Here is a 20,765-nt window from a genome sequence, read left to right as displayed (position 1 = left end):
ATGAAGAATAAGAAATAAAGAGGAAATACATGATTGATTTTAACAGACCTGCGTTTACAGGTAAGGAATTTGAGTACATCCGTGACGCAGTAGAACGGGGAATGCTCTGCGGCGACGGGATCTACACGAAGAAATGTTCTGCATGGATGGAAGAGCGCTTTCATGTGGGTCATGTGATGCTGACAACCTCCTGTACCCATGCACTGGAGATGGCTGCTTTTCTGGCAGATATCCAGCCTGGCGATGAGGTGATCATGCCGTCTTATACTTTTGTATCAACGGCAGATGCCTTTGTGCTTCGCGGTGCAAGGATCGTATTTGTGGATATCCGGCCGGATACCATGAATATTGACGAGAAGCTGATCGAACAGGCGATCACAGATAAGACCCGCGCAATCGTTCCGGTCCATTATGCAGGAGTAGCCTGCGAGATGGATACGATCATGGAGATTGCTGGAAGACATGATCTGAAGGTAGTGGAAGACGCGGCCCAGGGTGTGGATGCCTACTATAAGGGAAAAGCCCTTGGTACCATTGGAGATTTTGGCTGCTACAGCTTCCATGAGACTAAGAACTATACCATGGGAGAAGGCGGTGCGATCCTGTTCAACGGGGATCAGTACCTGGAGAAGGCAGAGATCCTGAGAGAAAAAGGAACGGACCGCAGTAAGTTTTTCCGTGGTCAGGTAGATAAATACCGCTGGATGGATTATGGATCATCCTATCTTCCGAGCGAATTGAATGCGGCATATCTTTATGCCCAGCTGGAGCAGCATAAGAAGATCAGCGATAAGCGGATGCAGATCTATGATTTTTACAATGAGAACCTCAGGTTTCTGGCGGAGGAAGGAAAGATCCAGCAGCCTTATGTACCGGAAGAATGCACACATAATGCACATATGTACTACATTAAGGTACATGATATCCAGGTACGCACAAGGCTTCTGAAATATCTCCGCGAAAAGGATATCTGCAGTGTGTTCCATTATGTACCCCTTCATTCCGCACCGGCAGGAAAAAAATTCGGAAGATTTTCCGGAGAAGATGTTTATACTACAAAAGAAAGCGAGCGTCTTATGCGACTGCCTATGTTCTATAATCTGGATATGGAGGATGCGAAGAGAGTTGTGGATGCGATTGCTTCCTTTGACGGGTTTTAACAGAAGAAGGGGAGAGCTATGAAAAAAACAAAAAAATTACTGGCAGTTTTCGCAGCAGTCGGTGTGGCGCTGATGCTGCCGTTACAGACCATGGCTGCAGTGGATCTGAATGCGAAATATGATATCAGCACCAACCAGATCCAGGGATGGCCGGCAGGACCGGATATTACCTCAGATACCGGTATCCTGATGGATGCAGACACAGGAGTTGTTCTTTATAACAAGGGCGGAGATGAACAGAGATATCCGGCCAGCATTACCAAGATCATGACTTTGCTGGTGGCAGTGGAGAACTCCACCATGGATGAGAAGGTGACCTTTACAGAGACCGGGGTGCGTAATGTTACGGCAGATTCCAGTAATATCGGTACAAAGGTGGGCGAAGTCCTGACTATGGAGGAGTGCCTTCATGCTCTGATCATCCAGTCTGCCAATGACGTTGCGGCACAGATCGCAGAGCATATCGGCGGGACAGAGCAGGCATTTATCGATATGATGAACCAGCGCGCCAGTGAGATTGGATGTACCAATACACATTTTGCAAATTCCAGCGGACTTCCGGATGATAATCATTATTCCTCAGCACGGGATATGGCGCTGATCTTCCGAGAAGGCCTGAAAAATGAAACATTCCGTACGGTCGTGGGCACACCGGACTATATCATCCAGCCTACAAATATGAACAGCCAGCAGAGGATCTTGCATACTCATCATCCTATGTTTGCACCGGAAAGCGGATTTTACTATGAAGGCTGCATTGGCGGAAAAACCGGAACTACCGTTGCGGCAGGGCATACACTTGTCACAGGAGTGACCAGAGATAATACCACATATATTGCAGTAACCATGCGTGGAACAGAGCTTTCCAATTCCTGTATGGACAGTACAGCTATGTTCAATTACGCATTTGAGAATTTCACAAAAACAGAAGTAAATGGTGGCTATGTATTCCTTCCAAAAGGGGTGGAGCTGAATTCCCTTACCGAGAAGTCAGAGAATACCAATGGGAAAACAGAAACCGGTTACTATTTCGGAGACTATCTGATCGGTACCGCAAGTGTTGCACAGGCAACTGATACACCGGTACCGGAACCGACCGCGGCGGCAGAGGACAGCCAGGAAGCGGACAGTTCCGAAGCGGAAGCTTCCACAGAATCAGCAGAGGAAGATAACAGCAAAACAACAGAGAAGAGTACAGCCGGAGAGGACACCAGCGAAAAAAAGAGCATTCCTGCCCTGCGTAAGATCCTTCTTATGATCATGGCAGCGATGATCCTGATCCTGATCGCCCTTCTTGCGGCTCTCAGAATAAAAGAAAAGAAACATCACAAATAAATCAAAACAGAAAAGGAGAAAGAAAAAATGGGAAAAATAAAAGTAACACAGTGCGGAGATATTGAAGGATTAAAAGTAATCGAGCCAACTGTATTTGGTGATTCCAGAGGATATTTCATGGAAACATACAATTATAACGATTTCAAGGAAGCAGGCATTGATGTAGAATTCGTTCAGGATAATCAGTCCAGCTCCCGTTACGGTGTTCTCCGCGGACTTCATTTCCAGATCAGCTATCCTCAGGATAAGCTGGTACGTGTGGTAAACGGAGAAGTGTTTGATGTTGCGGTTGACCTTCGTGAAGGCTCCAAGACCTTTGGAAAATGGTATGGTGTAGTCCTTTCCGCAGAAAACAAGAAACAGTTCTTTATTCCTAAGGGATTTGCTCATGGCTTCCTGGTACTTTCCGAGAATGCAGAGTTCACTTACAAGTGCTCTGATTTCTATCACCCAAACGATGAGGGCGGACTGATCTGGAATGACAAGGACATTAACGTTGAGTGGCCGATCCCGGAAGGCATGGAGCTTATTTTCTCCGACAAGGACCAGAAGTGGGGAAGCTTCGAGGAATATAAGAATCGATAAGGAATTGCAGAATGAAGAAAATATTAGCTTTGCCGGCGGAGCTGTACCAGAATCGAAAGCTGGTTTTAAGCCTTGCAAAAAATGATTTCAAAACAAAATATGCAGGATCCTATCTTGGTATTGTCTGGGCATTTATCCAGCCTATCGTAACGATCCTGGTCTACTGGTTTGTATTTTCCGTAGGACTGAAGGCCGGAACGGTATCGGATTACCCTTTTGTACTCTATCTGGTATCCGGTATCGTGCCGTGGTTTTTCTTCCAGGATGCATTAAACGGTGGAACCAATGCCCTGATCGAATACAATTATCTTGTGAAGAAGGTTGTATTCAAGATCAGCATCCTTCCCATCGTAAAGATCATCTCCGCACTTTTCGTGCATGTTTTCTTTGTGGCCTTTGCACTGATCTTATGTGCATGCTACGGATATACACCAAGCCTTTATACACTGCAGATCATTTATTACTCTGTCTGCACCTTCCTTTTTGTACTGGGACTCGTGTATGCTACAAGTGCGATCGTCATTTTTTTCCGTGATCTGACCCAGATCATCAGTATTTTTCTTCAGGTGGGTGTATGGCTTACACCGATCATGTGGGATATCAATATGCTTTCTTCACATCCATGGCTGATCAAGCTGTTTAAGCTGAATCCGATGTACTATGTAGTTACGGGCTACCGCGATTCCATGCTTGGTCATATCGGGATCTGGAACCATGCTTCATGGACGATCTATTTCTGGGTAGTTACGATCCTGCTTTTCGGACTGGGATCTGTGATATTCAAACGTCTGAAGCCGCATTTTGCAGATGTGCTTTAATTGAATGTGGATGGCGGATATCCGCTTGATCCGGACCGGACAGTTCCCACGGGGGATTTGCTCTGTAAGGATAAAAAGCAGAACGGCGGCAGATTGTGAGAGTGAACGATTTACACAAAAGTGAGGTTGAAAATGGCAGAAGATATTGCGATTTCAGTAAATGATGTCAGTAAGATGTACAAGCTTTACGATAATCCTATGGATCGTCTTAAGGAGTCCCTGGGATTATCCAGAAAAAAGAAATATAAAGAGCATTATGCGCTCAACCATGTATCCTTTCAGGTGCATAAGGGAGAAACAGTGGGAATTATCGGAACAAATGGTTCCGGTAAATCCACGATCCTGAAGATCATCACCGGCGTACTTTCGCCTACGGCCGGAGAAATAGCCGTAAACGGAAGGATCTCAGCGCTTCTGGAGCTGGGAGCCGGATTTAACGGAGAATATTCCGGACTTGAAAATGTATATCTCAACGGAAGCATGATCGGTTTTTCTAGGGAAGAGATCGATGCCAAGCTGCAGTCTATTCTGGATTTTGCAGATATCGGTGATTTTATCTATCAGCCGGTAAAAACATATTCCAGTGGTATGTTCGTGCGTCTGGCTTTTGCGGTAGCTATCAATATCGATCCGGAGATCCTGATCGTTGATGAGGCTCTTTCCGTAGGAGATGTATTTTTCCAGGCAAAATGTTACCGGAAGTTCGAAGAGTTCAAGGAAATGGGGAAGACCATTCTGTTTGTAAGCCATGACCTGAGCAGCATCGGAAAATACTGTGACCGTGTTGTACTTCTAAACAAAGGTGAGAAGCTTGCAGAGGGTGGTGCCAAGGAGATGGTCAATCTTTACCGTCGTGTGCTGGTCAATCAGTATGACGATGCAGATCTGGAAGAAAACACAGACGATGCAGAAGAGGGACAGACGACGGAGAACCAGGCAGCCGGAGCAGACGTTTCACTGAAAGCACATACCGGAAGCGGTAAAGCTATGAAGGACAGCCTGAACCTGAATCCCAAGGTCCTGGAATACGGCAGTAAGCTTGGCGAGATTGTGGATTTTGCCATCCGGGATGATACAGGTATGATCACAAATGTGATCGAAAAAGGCAAGGAATTTTCCGTTCAGATGAAAGTGAAGTTCCAGGCAGATGTCAGTGATCCGATCTTTGCATTTACCCTGAAAGATCTGAAAGGCACCGAGATCACAGGAACCAATACCATGTATGAACATACGCCTCTGAAACCGCAGAAGGCAGGCGATGTCCGTGAGATCACCTTCAAACAGGTGATGCCTCTGGAGGCAGGGGAATATATGCTGTGTCTGGGCTGCACCGGATATAAAGACGGCGATTTTACCGTATTTCATCGTCTTTACGATGTGTGTAACCTGACCGTGATCACAGATAAGAAAGCAGTGGGATATTTTGATCTGTTTTCCAAAGTATCTGTGAAATAAGTGGAGGAACGACTATGGCGGAGTTGAATTTAGATTATTATACGGCGAAGGATCATTATTCCGATGGGGATATCGAGGAAACACTTCTGAAAATGGCACAGGAAGGCAAATCTTTTGAAGACCTGCCGGAGGAAGAGGTGAGTTTTCCAATGGTCTACCATTTTTCAGGGCTGCGGGAGAATATCTTAAGCTGGTATCCTCTGAAAAAGGCGGATTCCGTTCTGGAGATCGGAGCCGGATGCGGAGCCATTACCGGAATGCTTTGCCGCAAGGCCGGTCATGTGACTTCCGTGGAGCTTTCCAAACGTCGGGCAGATATCAATTATGCGAGAAACAGGGATAAGGAAAATCTGACGATCATGGTTGGAAACCTGAATGACATGACTTTTCCGGAAAAATTCGACTATGTGGTAGTAAACGGTGTGCTGGAGTATGCCATGAGTTTTACCGAGGGAAAAACTCCTTACGAGACATTTCTTCAGCGTATGGGCGCTTATCTGAAGCCGGAGGGAAGACTTCTGATCGCCATTGAGAACAGACTGGGATTGAAGTACTTTGCCGGAGCACCGGAGGATCACACAGATCTTCACTTTTTCGGGATCAATGGATATCCGGGAAATCAGTCTGTGCGCACCTTTTCCAAGAATGAACTGGGAGAGCTGCTGGAAAACAGCGGCTTTCCTTTTCTGCGCTTTTACTACCCGTATCCGGATTATAAATTTCCGACAGAGATTTTTACAGATGAGAGTCTTTATACCAATTCCTACGGAAGAAGCTATCCTGTATACACAGATAAGACAGCAGATCTTTTTGCAGAAAGTGAAGGCGTAAAGGCCTTCGAAAAAGAGAAGATCCTGGACAGCTTTGTGAATTCTTTTCTTGTGGAGGCAGGACGTACCGAAAACCGGGACCCGGAGGAAATCCTTTATGTGAAGCTGAACCAGGAGCGAAAAGAAAAGTTCCGTCTTCTGACCAGGATCGTCCGGGAGAACGGAGAGGTCCGTGCGGAAAAAGAGGCTATGGTGCCCCAGGCTGAGGAATTTGTGGAAAAACTGGAAAAAACCGGAACAGAGAGTACCGGATCCGATAAATACAAGAATCTTCCCTGCAGGGCAGAAAACGGAAAGATCTCTTATCCGCTCCTTACTGGAAAAACTCTTCATCAGGAAATCGCAGAGCTTGCCCAGAAAGAAGATCTTGAAGAGATCAAGGCCCTTCTTAAAAAATTCTATCAGGAATTTTTCGGGGCTCGTCAGGTTGTGGATTACAGGACCGGAGAGTTCCGTGAGGTATTTGGTGATCATCCGGGAAGAAATGATTACGAATGCGTCTGCCCGGCCAATGTGGATCTGATCTGCAGCAACATCTTTATGGGAGAAAAGGAAAATCAGATCATAGATTATGAGTGGATGTTTGATTTCCCTGTGCCTGTGAATTTTATCATGTGGCGCCTGATCCATGAACTGTATACACATATTTCTGAGCTGCCGCGGTTATGTCATGAGGATGAGATGATGGCGGAGTTTGACATCAGCTATACAGACTATGAGATATTTATGGATTGGACCATGCATTTCGTCTATGAGTATGTGGGCTGTGGTTCCCTGATCCCGTTTGAACAGAAAAAGGTGCCGGTTTCCGTAACAGAGCTGGTGAACAGAGAAAGAGAAAAGCACCAGATGCACAGCAAGCTGTACTATGATCTTGGTGAGGGATTCTGTGAAGAGCATACACTTTATGCAGAGGGAACACTTTCCGGAAACCGTTTCCGGGTAGAGTTTGCGCTTTCCGGTATTAAAGGAATACGAAATCTCCGCTGGAATCCCGCAAACGGTCATTTCCTGAAAGTGAGGATAGAGCGTCTGGATTGTGGATGCAGTGCGGAGCTTGTGCCTCAGGGTGTCCATATGAAGGTGGATAACAGTACCACTGCGTTTTTTACCACCGATGGCTTTTATCTTATCGATGTTACGCACCCGGAAAATGTGGACAGGATCGTAATAGAGGGAAAACTTGACTGCCTTGAGCTTCCGGATGTGGAAAAGCTTCTGGCCTTTGAAAAAGAGCGGGAAGTACGAAGAGAACAGGAGCGTGTCAGAAAAGAGGCTGAACGTGCCGCAAAGCAGGCAGCAGAGGAAGCAGCACGTGCGCAGGAAGAGGCCCTTCGTCATCCAGGCAAAAAAGCGCGGGTAAAGAGACTGGTCAAAAAGGTTCTTCGTTATCATACAGAGCCGGCAGCAGTGATGGGAGTGGAGACAACTCCTACCTGTATGGGCAGTGTTGATTTCTTCCATTATGAGAATGGCACCTTAAATGCCATTGGCTGGGCCTTTGATCCGACGTTTGCGTCTATGGGACAGCCAAGGATCGCATTTTATCAGGGAACACAGAAGCTTCAGGAGGCTTCCTGTACTACGATCTACCGTACGGATGTGGCTAATGCCATTGGAAATCCGGATGCGGAAAGTGCCGGATTTTCTTTCCTGGCAACGGTTCTTGCGCCGGCAGAGACTTCTGTTTTCCTGGAATACGGAACCGCAGCGGATACCGGAAGATTCCTTATCGGAAAGATCCCGGGAACCAGGGATCAGAAAGAGCTTCTGGTATACGCGATCGAAGATCCGAAGAGTATCGGAAATCTCCGCCATTTCAAACAGCGTCATGTACGCAGCACAAGAAAGGCATATCCACAGGCAGTCTATCAGCAGAAGGTGGATGTGATCGTGCCGGTTTACAACGGACTGGAGTATTTTGATGCCCTGTTTTCCGGAATTGAAAAAACGAAGGTTCCTTATCGTCTGATCATCGTAAATGACAAGAGTCCGGATCCTGAGGTAGGAAACTATCTGGAAAAATATGTCGCAGAGCATGACAATGTGGTACTTCTGAATAATGAGACCAATATGGGCTTTCTTCCGTCTGTAAACCGTGGATTAAAGATGGCGGAAAATCATGTGGCTCTTGTAAATACAGATGTGGAGGTTCCGGAAGAGTGGCTGGAGCGCCTGATGCTTCCGATCTTTGCAAAGGAAAATATTGCAACTACTACACCGTTTACCACCTGCGGAACCATCTGCAGCTTCCCGGATTTCTGCCGGGATAACAAACTGTTTGAGGGAATGCCGCTGTGGGAGATCGATGATGAATTCCGCATGATCCGTCCGCAGTATCCGGCTATGCCTACCGGTGTGGGCTTCTGCATGGGTATGAACCTGAAAGCGATCCAGGAGGTTGGCCTTCTGGATGAGGAGAATTTCGGAAAAGGCTACGGTGAGGAGAATGACTGGTGCCAGCGTGCCATAGCTGCAGGCTATGAGAACGTGCATGTGGATAACCTGTTTGTATATCACAAGCATGGTGGAAGCTTCCCGTCTGAGGAAAAGCAGAGACTCCTGAAAGAGCACAGTGAGGCGCTGCTCCGCAAGCATCCGGATTACAACAAGGATACTGCGGATTACTGCAGAAGAGACCCGCTTCGTCCGGTAAGACTCTACGTGGAAATGAAGCTTCTCAACAGGAAGCTGGATGTGCCTACCATTGTGGCCTTTGACCATGATCTTGGCGGCGGTGCAACGGCTTATCTTGTGGAAAAAAGACGTCTGGCTCTGCGGGAAGGATACCGTTTTGTGACCATCCGCTATAATATCGTAAGCAATCGTTTTTACTTTACGTATCAGTATAAGCAGTATGAGATGGAATTTTTTGCAAATGATCTGGAAACTGCCCTTGGTGAGCTGATGCGTGTGGATGAGATCTGGATCAACGAGCTTGTGACCTATCAGGATCTTTACGGAACCCTGGAACGTATCCTGCGTCTTAAGAGAGAGCAGGGTGCGAAGCTCCTTATGCTTCTTCATGATTTCTTTGCCCTTTGCCCGGCAGTGAATCTGATCGATGCAGAAGGAAAATACTGTGGTGTTCCATCCTGTGAGGTCTGCGATAAATGTATTCCGGATAACCGCAGCAATGCCTGCACAGAATACGGAACCGGAACGCTCTGGCGTACAAAATTCCGGGAATTTCTGTCAAACTGTGATGAGATCCGTGCATTTTCCGATGATACGGCAAGGCTGTTCAAGCGTGCTTATCCGGATGTATACAATCTCCATGTGATCCCGCATGCACCCCATTACCTTCCGGCAGTGAAAAAAAATAAAAAAACCACAGAGACCTTTAACATTGGTCTTATCGGCGTACTCTGCTACAAAAAAGGCCTGGAGGTTGTGAAGGCGCTTGCAGGATATATCGAAGAGAATGGACTGAATATCCGTCTGAGACTGATCGGTACTTCCGACGAAGAGATCGAAAGTCCGGTATTTTCCCAGACAGGAAGATATACAAGAGAGGAGATCCCAAGACTTACCCTGGAGCAGGATATTGATATGTTCCTGATCCCGTCCGTATGGCCGGAGACATTCTCCTACACAACCTCGGAGATCATTTCCATGGGATTTCCGGTAGCGGTACTTCCGGTAGGTGCACCTGTAGAACGTGTGAAACGCTATGCCAAGGGCCTTGTTCTGAAAGATGAGAAGCCGGAGAATATTGTGGAAGAGATGATTTCTCTGTGGAAAACTCTCGGCGAAAGTGAACTTCCTGTGGAAAAACGCAGGCTTCTTTTCGTAGGAGAGGAGATTTCCTTTGCCTCCAGATATCGTGTGGAGCATTTCCGGGAGCAGCTGATCCTTAAAGGCTATGCATCGAAGTTTATCCAGATAGATCAGGCAGAGCAGGAAAAGATCGAGGAATATACAGCAATCGTGATGTACCGCTGCAGCAAGCTGATGGAAGCAGAACTGCTTGCCAACCGGGCGAAAGCAGCCGGAATCCCTGTTTACTATGATGTGGATGACCTGGTATTTAATTACGAAAAAATTTCCGGGCTGCATTTCCTGAAGGGAAGCGAGTACAGTGACTTCCGCACAACTACAGACCGTATCCGCGGATGTATGGGATTCTGCGACGGATATTTTACATCTACGGAGACACTGGCAGGAGAGATCCGGGAAGAATTTCCGGAAAAACCGGTGGTGATCAACCGCAACTGTATGAGTATGGAGATGGAGATCCTGTCTCACGAGGCTGTGGAGCAGACAGACAAGGCTAAAGACCGGATCTATATCGGATATTTAAGTGGTTCCAAAACGCATGATCAGGATTTTGCCCAGGTGGAGGCAGCACTTCTGGAGGTGATGGAGCGCCACCCGGAGGTTTACCTGAAGCTGGTGGGTGTGCTGGATGAATCCGGAATGGAGCCGGTACAGAACCGCATCGAGAAGCTTCCGTTTATGGACTGGAGACAGCTGCCTGCCGTGATCGCAGGACTTGATATCAATCTGATGCCGCTGGAGAACAGCCTGTTCCACTGGTGTAAATCCGAGAATAAGTGGACAGAGGCTGCCCTTGTAAAGGTTCCGAGTGTCATGAGCCGTAACTGTGAGATGGAATACGTGGTCGAAAACGGAAAAGATGGCTGGATGTGCACCACAAAAGAAGAGTGGGTCAATGCCCTGGAAGCTCTGGTTACTGATGAGAAGGCCAGAAAAGCCATGGGTGAGGCCGCACATCAGAAGGTTATGGAACATTACCTTACAGTAAATACCGGAAAGGATGCAATGGAGGAATTGTTATGCAGCGAGAGCTATACGAAGTAGAAAAGGACAGGTTTGACCTGAAGGACAGTTCTCTGTATCACCTTCAGGGAACCTGGCCGAAGGATCATAAGCCGGAAGCCGTTCTTGACGGGGAAAAGCTTCCGGCAGCCATCAGTGCCCAGGAGCGTGTCAGCGCCCTGGAGCGCTTTAAGGATCTGGATCTGGTAAACGGAGAACGTGTGCAGATGGAAATCTGCCTGCCGGATCTGGAGGGCAAAAAGAAGCTTGTTGTTTATGCGGTAAAGGGTGAAAAACGTGTCCGGTGGTTTTCTGTTTCGGCAGCACAGCTTTACAGGAAACAGGGAAAACCGCAGTACTTTATCGAGAGTATCGAGGTGGAAGCCGGGGAAAAGATCTGCCGTGTCCGTGGCTGGGCAGCTTTTAACAGCCCCCTGACCATACGCCTGGAGGATCGCAGCCGGAAGGAAATCCCCTGCGAGATCACCAGACTGAAACGTGTGGATGTACAGAATCAGTACCAGGAAACAGAAATCGATGAGAAGAGCGGTTTTTTCTTTGAATTCCATTATGACAGTGTGAAGGAATTCTACATTGTATTTGAGGCAGGCAATGTGCGGACGCTTCGTCTGGTACATCTGCAGCCACAGAAGCGCCTTGCGGAGAAAGCTGCGGTATATTTCCGTAAGGGAAGCCGTTACATGAAGCTTCACGGGGCAGCAGCCCTTACCGGAAAGGTATTTGGAAAGGTGCTGGACCGTAAAAACCGTCCGGTGGATTATTCCAAATGGATCGTGAAGCATCTGCCGGACAAGGCAGAGCTTGCAGAAGAAAGAAAAACGAAATTTTCCAGGAATCCAAAATTCAGTATTGTGATCCCGCTTTACAAAACACCGGAAAAATATCTACAGCAGCTGGTAGATTCCATAGAAGCCCAGACCTACGGGAACTGGGAGCTTTGTCTTTCCGACGGAAGCGGAGCAGATTCTCCTCTTACCGATTATCTGAACAGGCTGGAAAAAAGTGATGACAGGATCCGTGTGATCCGCAACGACCAGGCACTTCAGATCGCAGAGAATACCAATGCGGCCATGAAAGCGGCAACAGGAGATTTTATCGTGTTTGCAGATCATGATGATGAGCTGACGCCGGACGCCTTGTTCCGGTGTGTGAAAGCGCTGAATGAGGATCCGGAGCTTAAGGTTCTGTATTCCGATGAAGATAAGATGTCCATGGACGGGCACAAATTCTTTCAGCCGCATTTCAAACCGGACTTCAATATTGATCTTTTGTGTACAGTAAACTACATCTGTCATCTTTTTGTCGTAAAAAAAGAAATCGTGGATCAGATCGGAATGCTGAAAAAGGAATTTGACGGTGCACAGGATTATGATTTTGTGTTCCGCTGTGTGGAAGCTGCGGGAAGAGAGCAGATCCATCATATCCCCAGGATCCTTTATCACTGGAGATGCCATGAGGATTCCACAGCAGAGAATCCGGAAAGCAAGATGTATGCCTTTGATGCAGGAGCACGTGCCATCAAGGCTCATTATGACAGGCTCGGAGTTCCGGTGGAAATCGAAAAGGGTGAATATCTTGGACTTTACCGTACAAAATTCCTCTGGGAGGAAAAACCGCTGATCTCCATCATCATCCCAAACAAGGATCACATCGATGATCTGAAGAGATGTATTGATTCCATTGAAGAAAAGGCAACTTACCGCAATTATGAGTATGTGATCGTAGAGAACAACAGTACGGAGGATGAGACCTTTGCTTACTATAAAGAGCTAGAAGCATCCAATCCGAAAGCCCATGTGGTGTACTGGGATGGTATTTTCAACTATTCTGCCATCAATAATTTCGGAGCTGCTCATGCTAAGGGTGACTATCTGCTTCTTCTCAACAATGATACGGAGATCATCAGCCCGGACTGTCTGGAGCAGCTTCTGGGATACTGTATGAGACCGGATGTGGGAGCTGTAGGAGCGCGGCTCTATTATGAGGATGATACCGTGCAGCATGCAGGAGTAGTCGTTGGCTTCGGCGGCATTGCGGGACACTGCTTTGTGCAGCAGAAGAGAGACGCTACCGGATACTGCCACAGGATCATCTGTGCCCAGGATTACAGCGCTGTAACCGCAGCCTGCATGATGGTGAAGCGTGAGGCCTTTGATAAGGTTCACGGATTAAGTGAGGAATTTCAGGTTGCCTTTAATGACATAGATTTCTGCCTTCGTCTGGGAAAAGCCGGATATCTGGTTGTATACAATCCTTATGCGGAGCTTTATCACTATGAATCCAAATCCAGAGGTCTTGAGGATACACCGGAGAAGGTGGCAAGATTTAACCGCGAGATCGCTTCCTTTGAGAAGCACTGGCCGGAGATCCTCCGTGACGGAGATCCTTACTATAATCCGAACCTTACACTGGAGAGCCAGGATTTCTCTCTGAAGCGGATATAGGAGGTTATATTTTGGAAAAGAAAAAAATCTGGAAGGATGAGAGAGTTCAGGCAGGGGTTCTTGTCCTGGCAGCATTTCTGCTCCTGACTGCATGGGCGTTCATGCAGCCCTTGGGGGCAGGCCCCGATGAAAAAATGCGCTACATGGTGGCACAGTATCTTCATGAGCATCCGGGAAAGCTGCCTCTTGGAGATGAGCCAACCATCCGTGATGCGACATGGGGGATTTCCTATGCCTATTATCCGATCCTTTCCTATATGGTATCTGCTGTATTTATGGGGATCGCAGGTCTGTTCCATGCTTCTGCAGACGGATTACTCCATGCGGCGAGAATGGCAGATGTGCTCTTTGTGACCGGAGCGGTATATTTTGTGGTGAAAGCATCCGGAAAGCTTTTTCCGAAAGAGGGAAGATGGCTGTTTGCCGCACTGGCAGGCTTTATGCCGCAGGCATTGTTTCTGGGAACTTATGTAAACACGGATTCCCTGGCACTTTTATCCATGGCGATGATCCTGTATTCCTGGTCCTGTTATCTGGAAGCGGGAGACTGGAGCTTCAGAAATTCGATCCTTCTGGCTGTTGGAATGGCGGTCTGTGCACTGTCCTACTATAATGCCTACGGATGGATCTTATGCAGCTTTCTGTTTTTCTGCCTGACAGTCCTTCTGTGCAGGGAAGAGCCGGTAAAACAGAGAGTTGCATTTCTGTTCCGGAGAGGGATCGTGATCGCGGCAGTAACCTTTGCCTTATGCGGCTGGTGGTTTATACGAAATGCCGTTCTCTATGACGGAGATCTTATCGGAAGAAAAGCCTGTGCACAGTGTGCGGAAAAATATGCGGCTGTTGATTACAGGCCGTCCAGATACCCTACACCGGAGAAGCTGAACTGGTCATGGAAGGATATCCTTCTGTATCAGGATCCGGGCTGGCAGCATAACTGGCTGCTGACAGTACTGGTAAGCTTTATCGGAACCTTTGGTCTGATGCAGATTTATATGCCTTATAATGTGAGCAAGGCATATTTCCTGTTCTTTGGAATGGGTGGGATCGGTATTTTGACCATGCTGGGAATATTTTATCCGAAGAAACGTACTGTGGTAAAAGAACGAAAAGCAGCAGGAAGTGAAAAGCTGAAGATAAAAACAATAACCGTGTACGATAAATGGGACAGAAAAGGAATCTTTCATCTGCTGCTGATCCTTCTGATCCTGATCCCTGTGGGTCTGTTTATGTATTATGTATATTATAGTGACAACCAGGCACAGGGACGTTATATCATGCCGGCACTGTATCCGGCCATGTATTTTGTGACAGCCGGCTGGAATCGTCTGCTTGAGCGTTTTGTAAAAAAGGAAAATATCAGAATGTGGATATACCGGGTCCTGACAGCACTTCTGGCTGCTTCGCCGTTTTTATGCTATATCTTCCTGGTAGTTCCGTTTTATGGCTGACACCCCGATGGGTGAGATGGCAGAAAAAAATCCCTTCTATGTATCCGGATATGACCGGTACATAGGAGGGATTTTTTAATTCTGAAGTATATCCGCCTGGGGACCAAGATCAGGAACGGATGATCCGGATCATGCGCCACAGCAGAAGGATCAGGAGCAGGATGCCCACACCGCCAATGGCAAAATACGGGATCTGGGATCTGGATTCGGAATAAGCTTTTGCAGAATCCATGTTTTCATCATTTTCCAGTACATCGGAGGAGCTTTCCTGGGAGGGATCCTCGACAACTGCAGTTCCCACCTGAGTTCCGCCAAAGGAATAGGTGCGTAAGATCTGACCATCAGATTCCGTATCTTCCGTAGTCAGGTCGTCTGCGGTCGCGCCGGATGGAACCATTACAGTGCCGCCGGACAGGATGTGAAAATCATCCTCGCTGAGATCCAGAAGCTGGAAATTGGAAAAACCGTAATCCAGAAGTGAGATCGCTTCGTTGGCTGTCTGACCGGTCGCTCCGTTCATGACTACTGCGATCAGAGTAGTACCGTTTCGCTGTGCAGATGTGACAAGAACGCTTCCGGAAGCAGTGGTGGTACTTTCACGACCGCCGATACATCCTTCATAATAGGAAGCGGATGCAGGATCTGTCATGGTAAAAGAGCTTGTCAGGTTACGGGTACCGCCGGAAACATTGGTAGCTGGGATCGTATAGGAGGTGGCTCCGGAGATGGTGCGGAAGCTGTCATTACGGATAGCCGTCTGCATGATCAGAGCCAGATCATGTGCTGTGGTATGCTGGTTGTCATCCGGGAGACCGGTAGGATTGGTGAATACCGTATTGGTACATCCTAGCTCCTTGGCACGGTCGTTCATTTTCTGGACAAAGGCATCTACAGATCCACCGATCTGTTCTGCAACCTGGAGTGCAATGTCATTGGCAGAGGCCAGCATCAGAGCGTAAAGGCACTGCTCCATGGTAAATACCTCTCCGAGCTGTGAGGAAATATGAGCGCCTCCGTCTGTAACACCGGATACGCCGGTTTCTGTCATGGTAACCTGATCGTCAAGCTGGCTGTTCTCCAGTGCCAGAAGACAGGTCATGATCTTAACTGCGCCGGCCGGAGAAAGCGTGGTGTCCATATCCTTGGCATAGAGGATCGTATCGGAAGTATCTTCCATGATCACGGCAGATGCGGAAGTGATCTCAGGCCCCTGAGGCCATCCGCTGATCCCATTGGTGGTAATACCGGAGGATACAGCAACAGCGGTTTCTTCTGTGGCGAAAACTGGAGTCTGGAACACCATGGAAGCGGAGATCCCAATAGCCAGAAGCGCTGTGGTTATTCTTGATTTTTTCATGATAAATGGTACTCCTGTATAAAAAATAATTCTTATGTAAGCAATACATACGTAAGCTCAGTATAACACATTTCCTCTCTTCCTTGCAAAAAAAATGATGGAATGGTAAAATATGTTCATCAAACTGTTACTGAGAACAGAGTGAACAGTAACATCAAACTGAGTAATACGGAGATAATATATGAGTAAAGATGATTCTACAGGAAAGATCCAATGGGACAGACTTATAAAGAAGCTTTCCCCCTATACAGTACAGAAGGGCTTAAGATACCTGAAGCATTATGGCCTGAAAGAGTTCTGGATCCGGCTTCATGAGCGTTTTGAACCGGAAGAGGTTCCTTACGGACCATGGTATGAGGCATACAGACCTGACGAGGAAACACTGGAGAAGCAGCGGAAACGCAAATTTCCGGATGGGCCGCTGATCAGCATTGTGGTACCTGCATATCTGACACCGGAGCGTTTTTTAAGACAGATGCTGGACTCTCTCCTTGCACAGACATATGAGAACTGGGAGCTGTGTCTGGCAAACGGAAGCCCGGAGGATCCGGACATGCAGACCGTGCTGAGATCCTATGCAGAGATGGACAGGAGGATCCGCTATCAGGATCTGAAAGAGAATCTTGGCATTGCAGAAAATACAAACGCGGCTTTTGCCATGGCAGAGGGTGATTTTATCGCACTTCTGGATCATGATGATCTGCTGGCACCTAATGCATTGTATGAGATCGCGGCGGCACTGGAGGAGCATCCAGAGGCGGATGTGATCTATACAGATGAGGATAAGGTCACGACAGATCTTTCTGAACATTTTCAGCCCCATCTGAAACCGGACTTTAACCTGGATCTTTTAAGATCCAATAATTATATCTGCCATTTTCTGGTGGTAAGACGTTCCGTAGTGCAGACAGTGGGCGGATTCCGCCGGGAATTTGACGGCGCCCAGGATTATGATTTCATTTTCCGCTGTGTGGAGCAGGCCAGGGAAGTGGTCCATGTACCGGAGATCCTTTATCACTGGAGGACCCATAAATCCTCCACAGCAGATAATCCGGCAAGCAAGATGTATGCTTTTGAAGCCGGCAGACGTGCCATTGAGGGGAATCTCAAACGGACCGGAACTCCGGGAACCGTGGAGCATACTCCGGATTTTGGATTTTACCGTGTGAAGTATCCGGTGCAGGGAGAACCTCTGGTTTCTGTTATCATTCCGAACCGTGAGGAGAAAGAAACGCTTCAGGCCTGCGTGGAATCCATTTTTGAAAAAACTGCCTACAAAAATTACGAGATCATCATTGTGGAGAATAACAGCAGCTCCGAAGAGATCTTTCGGTATTACAGAAAGCTTTCGGAGGATCCCAGGGTCCATCTGATCCGCTGGAAAAAAGGCTTCAACTATTCTGCCATCAACAATTTCGGGGTGCGCCATGCCAAAGGAGATTACCTGCTTTTTCTGAATAATGACGTAAAGGTCATCGATCCGGACTGGATGTCAGAGATGCTGAGCGTGTGCCAGCGCAAGGAAACGGGTGCAGTTGGCGTCAAGCTGATCTATCCGGATAACACCATTCAGCATGCAGGCTGCGTGGTGGGAATGGGCGGAATTGCCGGGAACATGTTTGTGAATATGCCGGCAGAGCGTACCGGATATCTCCATAAGGCTTCTCTTCTGCAGGATATGAGCTGTGTGACTGCAGCATGTATGATGATGAAGAAGGAAGTTTTTCTGGAGGCAGGAGGCTTTACGGAAGAGCTTGCAGTTGCGTTTAATGATGTGGATCTCTGTCTGAAGGTGCGAAGCCACGGCCATCTGATCGTCTATGATCCGTATGTGAAGCTCTATCATTACGAATCCAAGTCAAGAGGCACTGAGGACAGCGAGGAAAAGGTCCGCCGTTTCCAGACGGAGATCGAATACATGCGCTGTCACTGGCTGGATATCCTGAAAAAAGGAGATCCATACTATAACAAAAATCTTTCTTTAACCAAATGGAATTATTCCCTGAAGCCCCTTCCGGGAATGGGAAAGAAGAAGGGATAAAGCAATGCAGGAAGTATCAGTAGTCATACCAAACTTTAACGGAATGGCATATCTGGATGGTGTTCTTTCCAGTCTTGAAAGACAGACTATCCGTAATTTTGAGGTTATACTAGTGGATAATGGTTCCACTGATGGCAGCTGTGCGTTTGTTTCGGCGGAATATCCATGGGTACACATGATACAGCTTCCGGAGAATTACGGCTTCAGCAGAGCCGTCAATGAAGGAATCCATGCGGCACGTTCCCCATATGTGCTGCTTCTGAACAATGATACGGAAGCGGAACCGGATTTCCTGGAGGAGATGGTTGCTGCCCTGCGCAGACATAAGAAGGCATTTTCCTGTCAGGCAAAGATGATCCAGCTTCATGACAGGGACAAGATGGATGATGCCGGAAATTATTACTGTGCCCTTGGCTGGGCTTTTGCCAGGGGAAAAGGCAAGGATATCCGCCATTATGACCGAGAGCAGAAGATTTTTTCCACCTGTGCGGGAGCTGCGATCTACCGGAAGAAATTTATTGACAGGATCGGAGATTTTGATGAGGAGCATTTTGCTTATCTGGAGGATCTGGATATCGGCTATCGTGCCAGGATCTGCGGTTATCAGAACTGGTATGCTCCAAAAGCGAAGGTTTATCATGTAGGAAGCGGCACCAGCGGCTCCAGATATAATCAGTTTAAGATCCGGTATTCTTCCAGAAACAATATTTATCTTATCTATAAGAATATGCCGTTTCTCCAGATCGTGCTGAACCTTCCGTTTTTTCTGGTGGGATTCGGTGCGAAGATCCTGTTTTTTGCGTCCAAGGGATTCGGACGTGAGTACCTTGCAGGCATCAAAAACGGCTTTCAGATCAGCCGCAAAAACAAAAAAGTCAGATTTTCCATGAGGAATCTTCCGCGTTATATACAGCTCCAGTTTGAACTCTGGATCAACATTTTTAGGCGTTTTGCCGGTTAAGACATCATATTTTCACAGAATTTTTATATTTCGGAGGGAAGATTTTATTGCTTTTGAGTTTCATCTATTATAAGATAAAAGCAATGAACTTAAATGAGGTGGCGGAAATTGATTAAAGACAACCAGAAAAATTTCAGTCGTCTCCATATGCTGATCGATGTATTTGTGATCGCGGCCTCCTATGCCCTGGCCTGGTTGATCCGTTTTCAGGGAATTTTTGAACATTCGGCGGTCCAGTCCAAGACCGTCCAGGAATATATGTTTATGCTGATATTCATTATTCCGGGATATTTACTTCTTTATCAGGCCTTTGATCTTTATACACCGATGCGAATGCAGGGGCGTCGTCTCGTACTTGCCGGAATTGTGAAGGCAAATGCGTTAGGGCTCCTTATCATCATGTTTGCACTTTACAATTTTAAAGAGCTGGACTATTCCCGTCTTACTCTGGTTTCTTTCTGTGTGATCAATATCGTCCTGGAATGGTTTGTACGTATGGTCATATTTTACATTCTCCGGGATATGCGCAAAAAAGGAATGAACCAGAAACAGGTGCTGCTGGTAGGATACAGCCGTGCTGCCGAGGAATATGTAGACAGGATCCTGCAGAATCCGCAATGGGGATACGTGATCAGGGGCATACTGGATGACAATGTGCCGGCAGGCACTACTTATAAGGGCGTTAAGGTGATCGGTCGAATCGCCAATCTGATGATCATCCTTCCATCCAGTCGTCTGGATGAGATAGCCATTACCCTGGGCTTAAGTGAGTATTATCGTCTGGAAGAGATCGTTGCACTCTGTGAAAAATCCGGCGTGCACACAAAATTTATTCCGGATTATAATAATATTATTCCGACCAAACCATATACAGAAGATATTCTCGGGCTTCCGGTGATCAATATCCGGTATGTGCCCCTGAGCAACACGTTTAATGCACTGATCAAGAGATCTATGGATATTGCAGGCGCGATCGTTGCGATCATTGTGTCCTCACCGGTGATGCTGGTGTTGTGTATGCTGATCAAGCTGACTTCGCCGGGACCGCTGATCTATAAGCAGGAACGTGTCGGGCTTCACAATCAGACTTTCCGGATGTATAAATTCCGGTCCATGGAGATCCAGAAAGAATCAGAAGAAAAAAAGGCGTGGACAGTAAAGAACGATCCAAGAGTTACCGGAATCGGTAAATTTATGCGTCATACCAGTCTGGATGAGCTTCCACAGCTTTTTAACATTCTGAAGGGTGAGATGAGTCTTGTGGGACCAAGACCGGAGCGGCCGTTTTTTGTAGAAAAGTTTAGGGAGGAGATACCACGTTATATGGTCAAGCATCAGGTGCGGCCGGGTCTTACCGGGTGGGCACAGGTAAATGGCTATCGTGGAGATACTTCTATCAGAAAAAGGATAGAGTGTGATCTGTATTATATCGAAAACTGGTCTGTGGGATTTGATATAAAGATCATGTTTCTTACCATATTCAAAGGATTTATTAATAAGAACGCATACTAAAAAGGGGAAAAGG

General features: G+C 47.2%; 12 protein-coding genes. 11 read left to right on the top strand and 1 reads right to left on the bottom strand.

The features are described from left to right. The first annotated feature begins 29 nt into the window (after positions 1–29). The 8 genes from rffA (at position 30) to DW694_RS09600 (ending at position 14,881) form a co-directional block, all read left to right on the top strand. Complete coding sequence (gene rffA, locus DW694_RS09635) at positions 30–1,160, top strand: dTDP-4-amino-4,6-dideoxygalactose transaminase (RefSeq protein ID WP_015527415.1); 1,131 nt, start codon at positions 30–32, stop codon at positions 1,158–1,160. Between the two features lie 18 nt (positions 1,161–1,178). Next, positions 1,179–2,495, top strand: a complete 1,317-nt coding sequence (locus tag DW694_RS09630; RefSeq protein WP_118752908.1) for a D-alanyl-D-alanine carboxypeptidase family protein — start codon at positions 1,179–1,181, stop codon at positions 2,493–2,495. Between the two features lie 27 nt (positions 2,496–2,522). Next, on the top strand, positions 2,523–3,080 hold the full coding sequence (rfbC, locus tag DW694_RS09625; RefSeq protein WP_015527414.1) for a dTDP-4-dehydrorhamnose 3,5-epimerase: 558 nt from the start codon (positions 2,523–2,525) through the stop codon (positions 3,078–3,080). Positions 3,081–3,091: 11 nt separating this feature from the next. Then, positions 3,092–3,898: an ABC transporter permease gene (locus DW694_RS09620; protein WP_015527413.1), complete on the top strand. Its 807-nt coding sequence runs from the start codon at positions 3,092–3,094 to the stop codon at positions 3,896–3,898. Positions 3,899–4,030: 132 nt separating this feature from the next. Continuing rightward, the gene (locus DW694_RS09615) at positions 4,031–5,353 is read left to right on the top strand and encodes an ABC transporter ATP-binding protein (RefSeq protein WP_021651905.1); all 1,323 of its coding nucleotides are present in this window, start codon (positions 4,031–4,033) and stop codon (positions 5,351–5,353) included. A 14-nt stretch (positions 5,354–5,367) separates the two neighbouring features. Beyond that, positions 5,368–11,007 (top strand): glycosyltransferase, encoded by a 5,640-nt coding sequence (locus DW694_RS09610; protein ID WP_118752907.1) that lies wholly within the window; start codon positions 5,368–5,370, stop codon positions 11,005–11,007. After that, positions 10,983–13,430: a glycosyltransferase family 2 protein gene (locus DW694_RS09605; RefSeq protein ID WP_118752906.1), complete on the top strand. Its 2,448-nt coding sequence runs from the start codon at positions 10,983–10,985 to the stop codon at positions 13,428–13,430. The genes DW694_RS09610 and DW694_RS09605 overlap by 25 nt, the downstream gene beginning before the upstream one ends. Positions 13,431–13,441: 11 nt before the next feature. Continuing rightward, complete coding sequence (locus DW694_RS09600) at positions 13,442–14,881, top strand: DUF2142 domain-containing protein (RefSeq protein ID WP_243148622.1); 1,440 nt, start codon at positions 13,442–13,444, stop codon at positions 14,879–14,881. 109 nt (positions 14,882–14,990) lie between these two features. Here the strand turns inward: DW694_RS09600 and DW694_RS09595 are convergent, their stop codons facing one another. After that, positions 14,991–16,238, bottom strand: coding sequence for a D-alanyl-D-alanine carboxypeptidase family protein (locus DW694_RS09595; RefSeq protein WP_118752905.1), 1,248 nt, complete (start codon positions 16,236–16,238; stop codon positions 14,991–14,993). Between the two features lie 181 nt (positions 16,239–16,419). Here DW694_RS09595 and DW694_RS09590 point away from each other — a divergent pair, with 181 nt between their 5' ends. The 3 genes from DW694_RS09590 to DW694_RS09580 all read left to right on the top strand — a co-directional run bounded on the left by DW694_RS09590 (position 16,420) and on the right by DW694_RS09580 (position 20,752). After that, positions 16,420–18,279 carry a glycosyltransferase family 2 protein gene (locus tag DW694_RS09590; RefSeq protein WP_021651910.1) on the top strand — a complete coding sequence of 620 codons (1,860 nt, stop codon included), beginning with the start codon at positions 16,420–16,422 and terminating at the stop codon, positions 18,277–18,279. A gap of 4 nt (positions 18,280–18,283) precedes the next feature. Continuing rightward, on the top strand, positions 18,284–19,240 hold the full coding sequence (locus DW694_RS09585) for a glycosyltransferase family 2 protein (protein ID WP_021651911.1): 957 nt from the start codon (positions 18,284–18,286) through the stop codon (positions 19,238–19,240). 108 nt (positions 19,241–19,348) lie between these two features. Then, positions 19,349–20,752: an undecaprenyl-phosphate glucose phosphotransferase gene (locus tag DW694_RS09580; protein ID WP_022426969.1), complete on the top strand. Its 1,404-nt coding sequence runs from the start codon at positions 19,349–19,351 to the stop codon at positions 20,750–20,752. Positions 20,753–20,765 lie beyond the last annotated feature (13 nt).

This window comes from Ruminococcus sp. AM26-12LB (assembly GCF_003480785.1).
Taxonomy (GTDB): domain Bacteria; phylum Bacillota; class Clostridia; order Lachnospirales; family Lachnospiraceae; genus Blautia_A; species Blautia_A fusiformis.
This window is presented reverse-complemented; position numbering and strand designations above follow the sequence as displayed.

What these genes read in the sequence shown, in the direction of transcription:
- DW694_RS09615 (WP_021651905.1), top strand. Translation starts at nt 4,031, where the DNA reads ATGGCAGAAGATATTGCGATTTCAGTAAATGATGTCAGTAAGATGTAC.
- rffA (WP_015527415.1), top strand. Translation starts at nt 30, where the DNA reads ATGATTGATTTTAACAGACCTGCGTTTACAGGTAAGGAATTTGAGTAC.
- DW694_RS09590 (WP_021651910.1), top strand. Translation starts at nt 16,420, where the DNA reads ATGAGTAAAGATGATTCTACAGGAAAGATCCAATGGGACAGACTTATA.
- rfbC (WP_015527414.1), top strand. Translation starts at nt 2,523, where the DNA reads ATGGGAAAAATAAAAGTAACACAGTGCGGAGATATTGAAGGATTAAAA.
- DW694_RS09605 (WP_118752906.1), top strand. Translation starts at nt 10,983, where the DNA reads ATGCAGCGAGAGCTATACGAAGTAGAAAAGGACAGGTTTGACCTGAAG.
- DW694_RS09610 (WP_118752907.1), top strand. Translation starts at nt 5,368, where the DNA reads ATGGCGGAGTTGAATTTAGATTATTATACGGCGAAGGATCATTATTCC.
- DW694_RS09620 (WP_015527413.1), top strand. Translation starts at nt 3,092, where the DNA reads ATGAAGAAAATATTAGCTTTGCCGGCGGAGCTGTACCAGAATCGAAAG.
- DW694_RS09585 (WP_021651911.1), top strand. Translation starts at nt 18,284, where the DNA reads ATGCAGGAAGTATCAGTAGTCATACCAAACTTTAACGGAATGGCATAT.
- DW694_RS09630 (WP_118752908.1), top strand. Translation starts at nt 1,179, where the DNA reads ATGAAAAAAACAAAAAAATTACTGGCAGTTTTCGCAGCAGTCGGTGTG.
- DW694_RS09595 (WP_118752905.1), bottom strand. Translation starts at nt 16,238, where the DNA reads ATGAAAAAATCAAGAATAACCACAGCGCTTCTGGCTATTGGGATCTCC.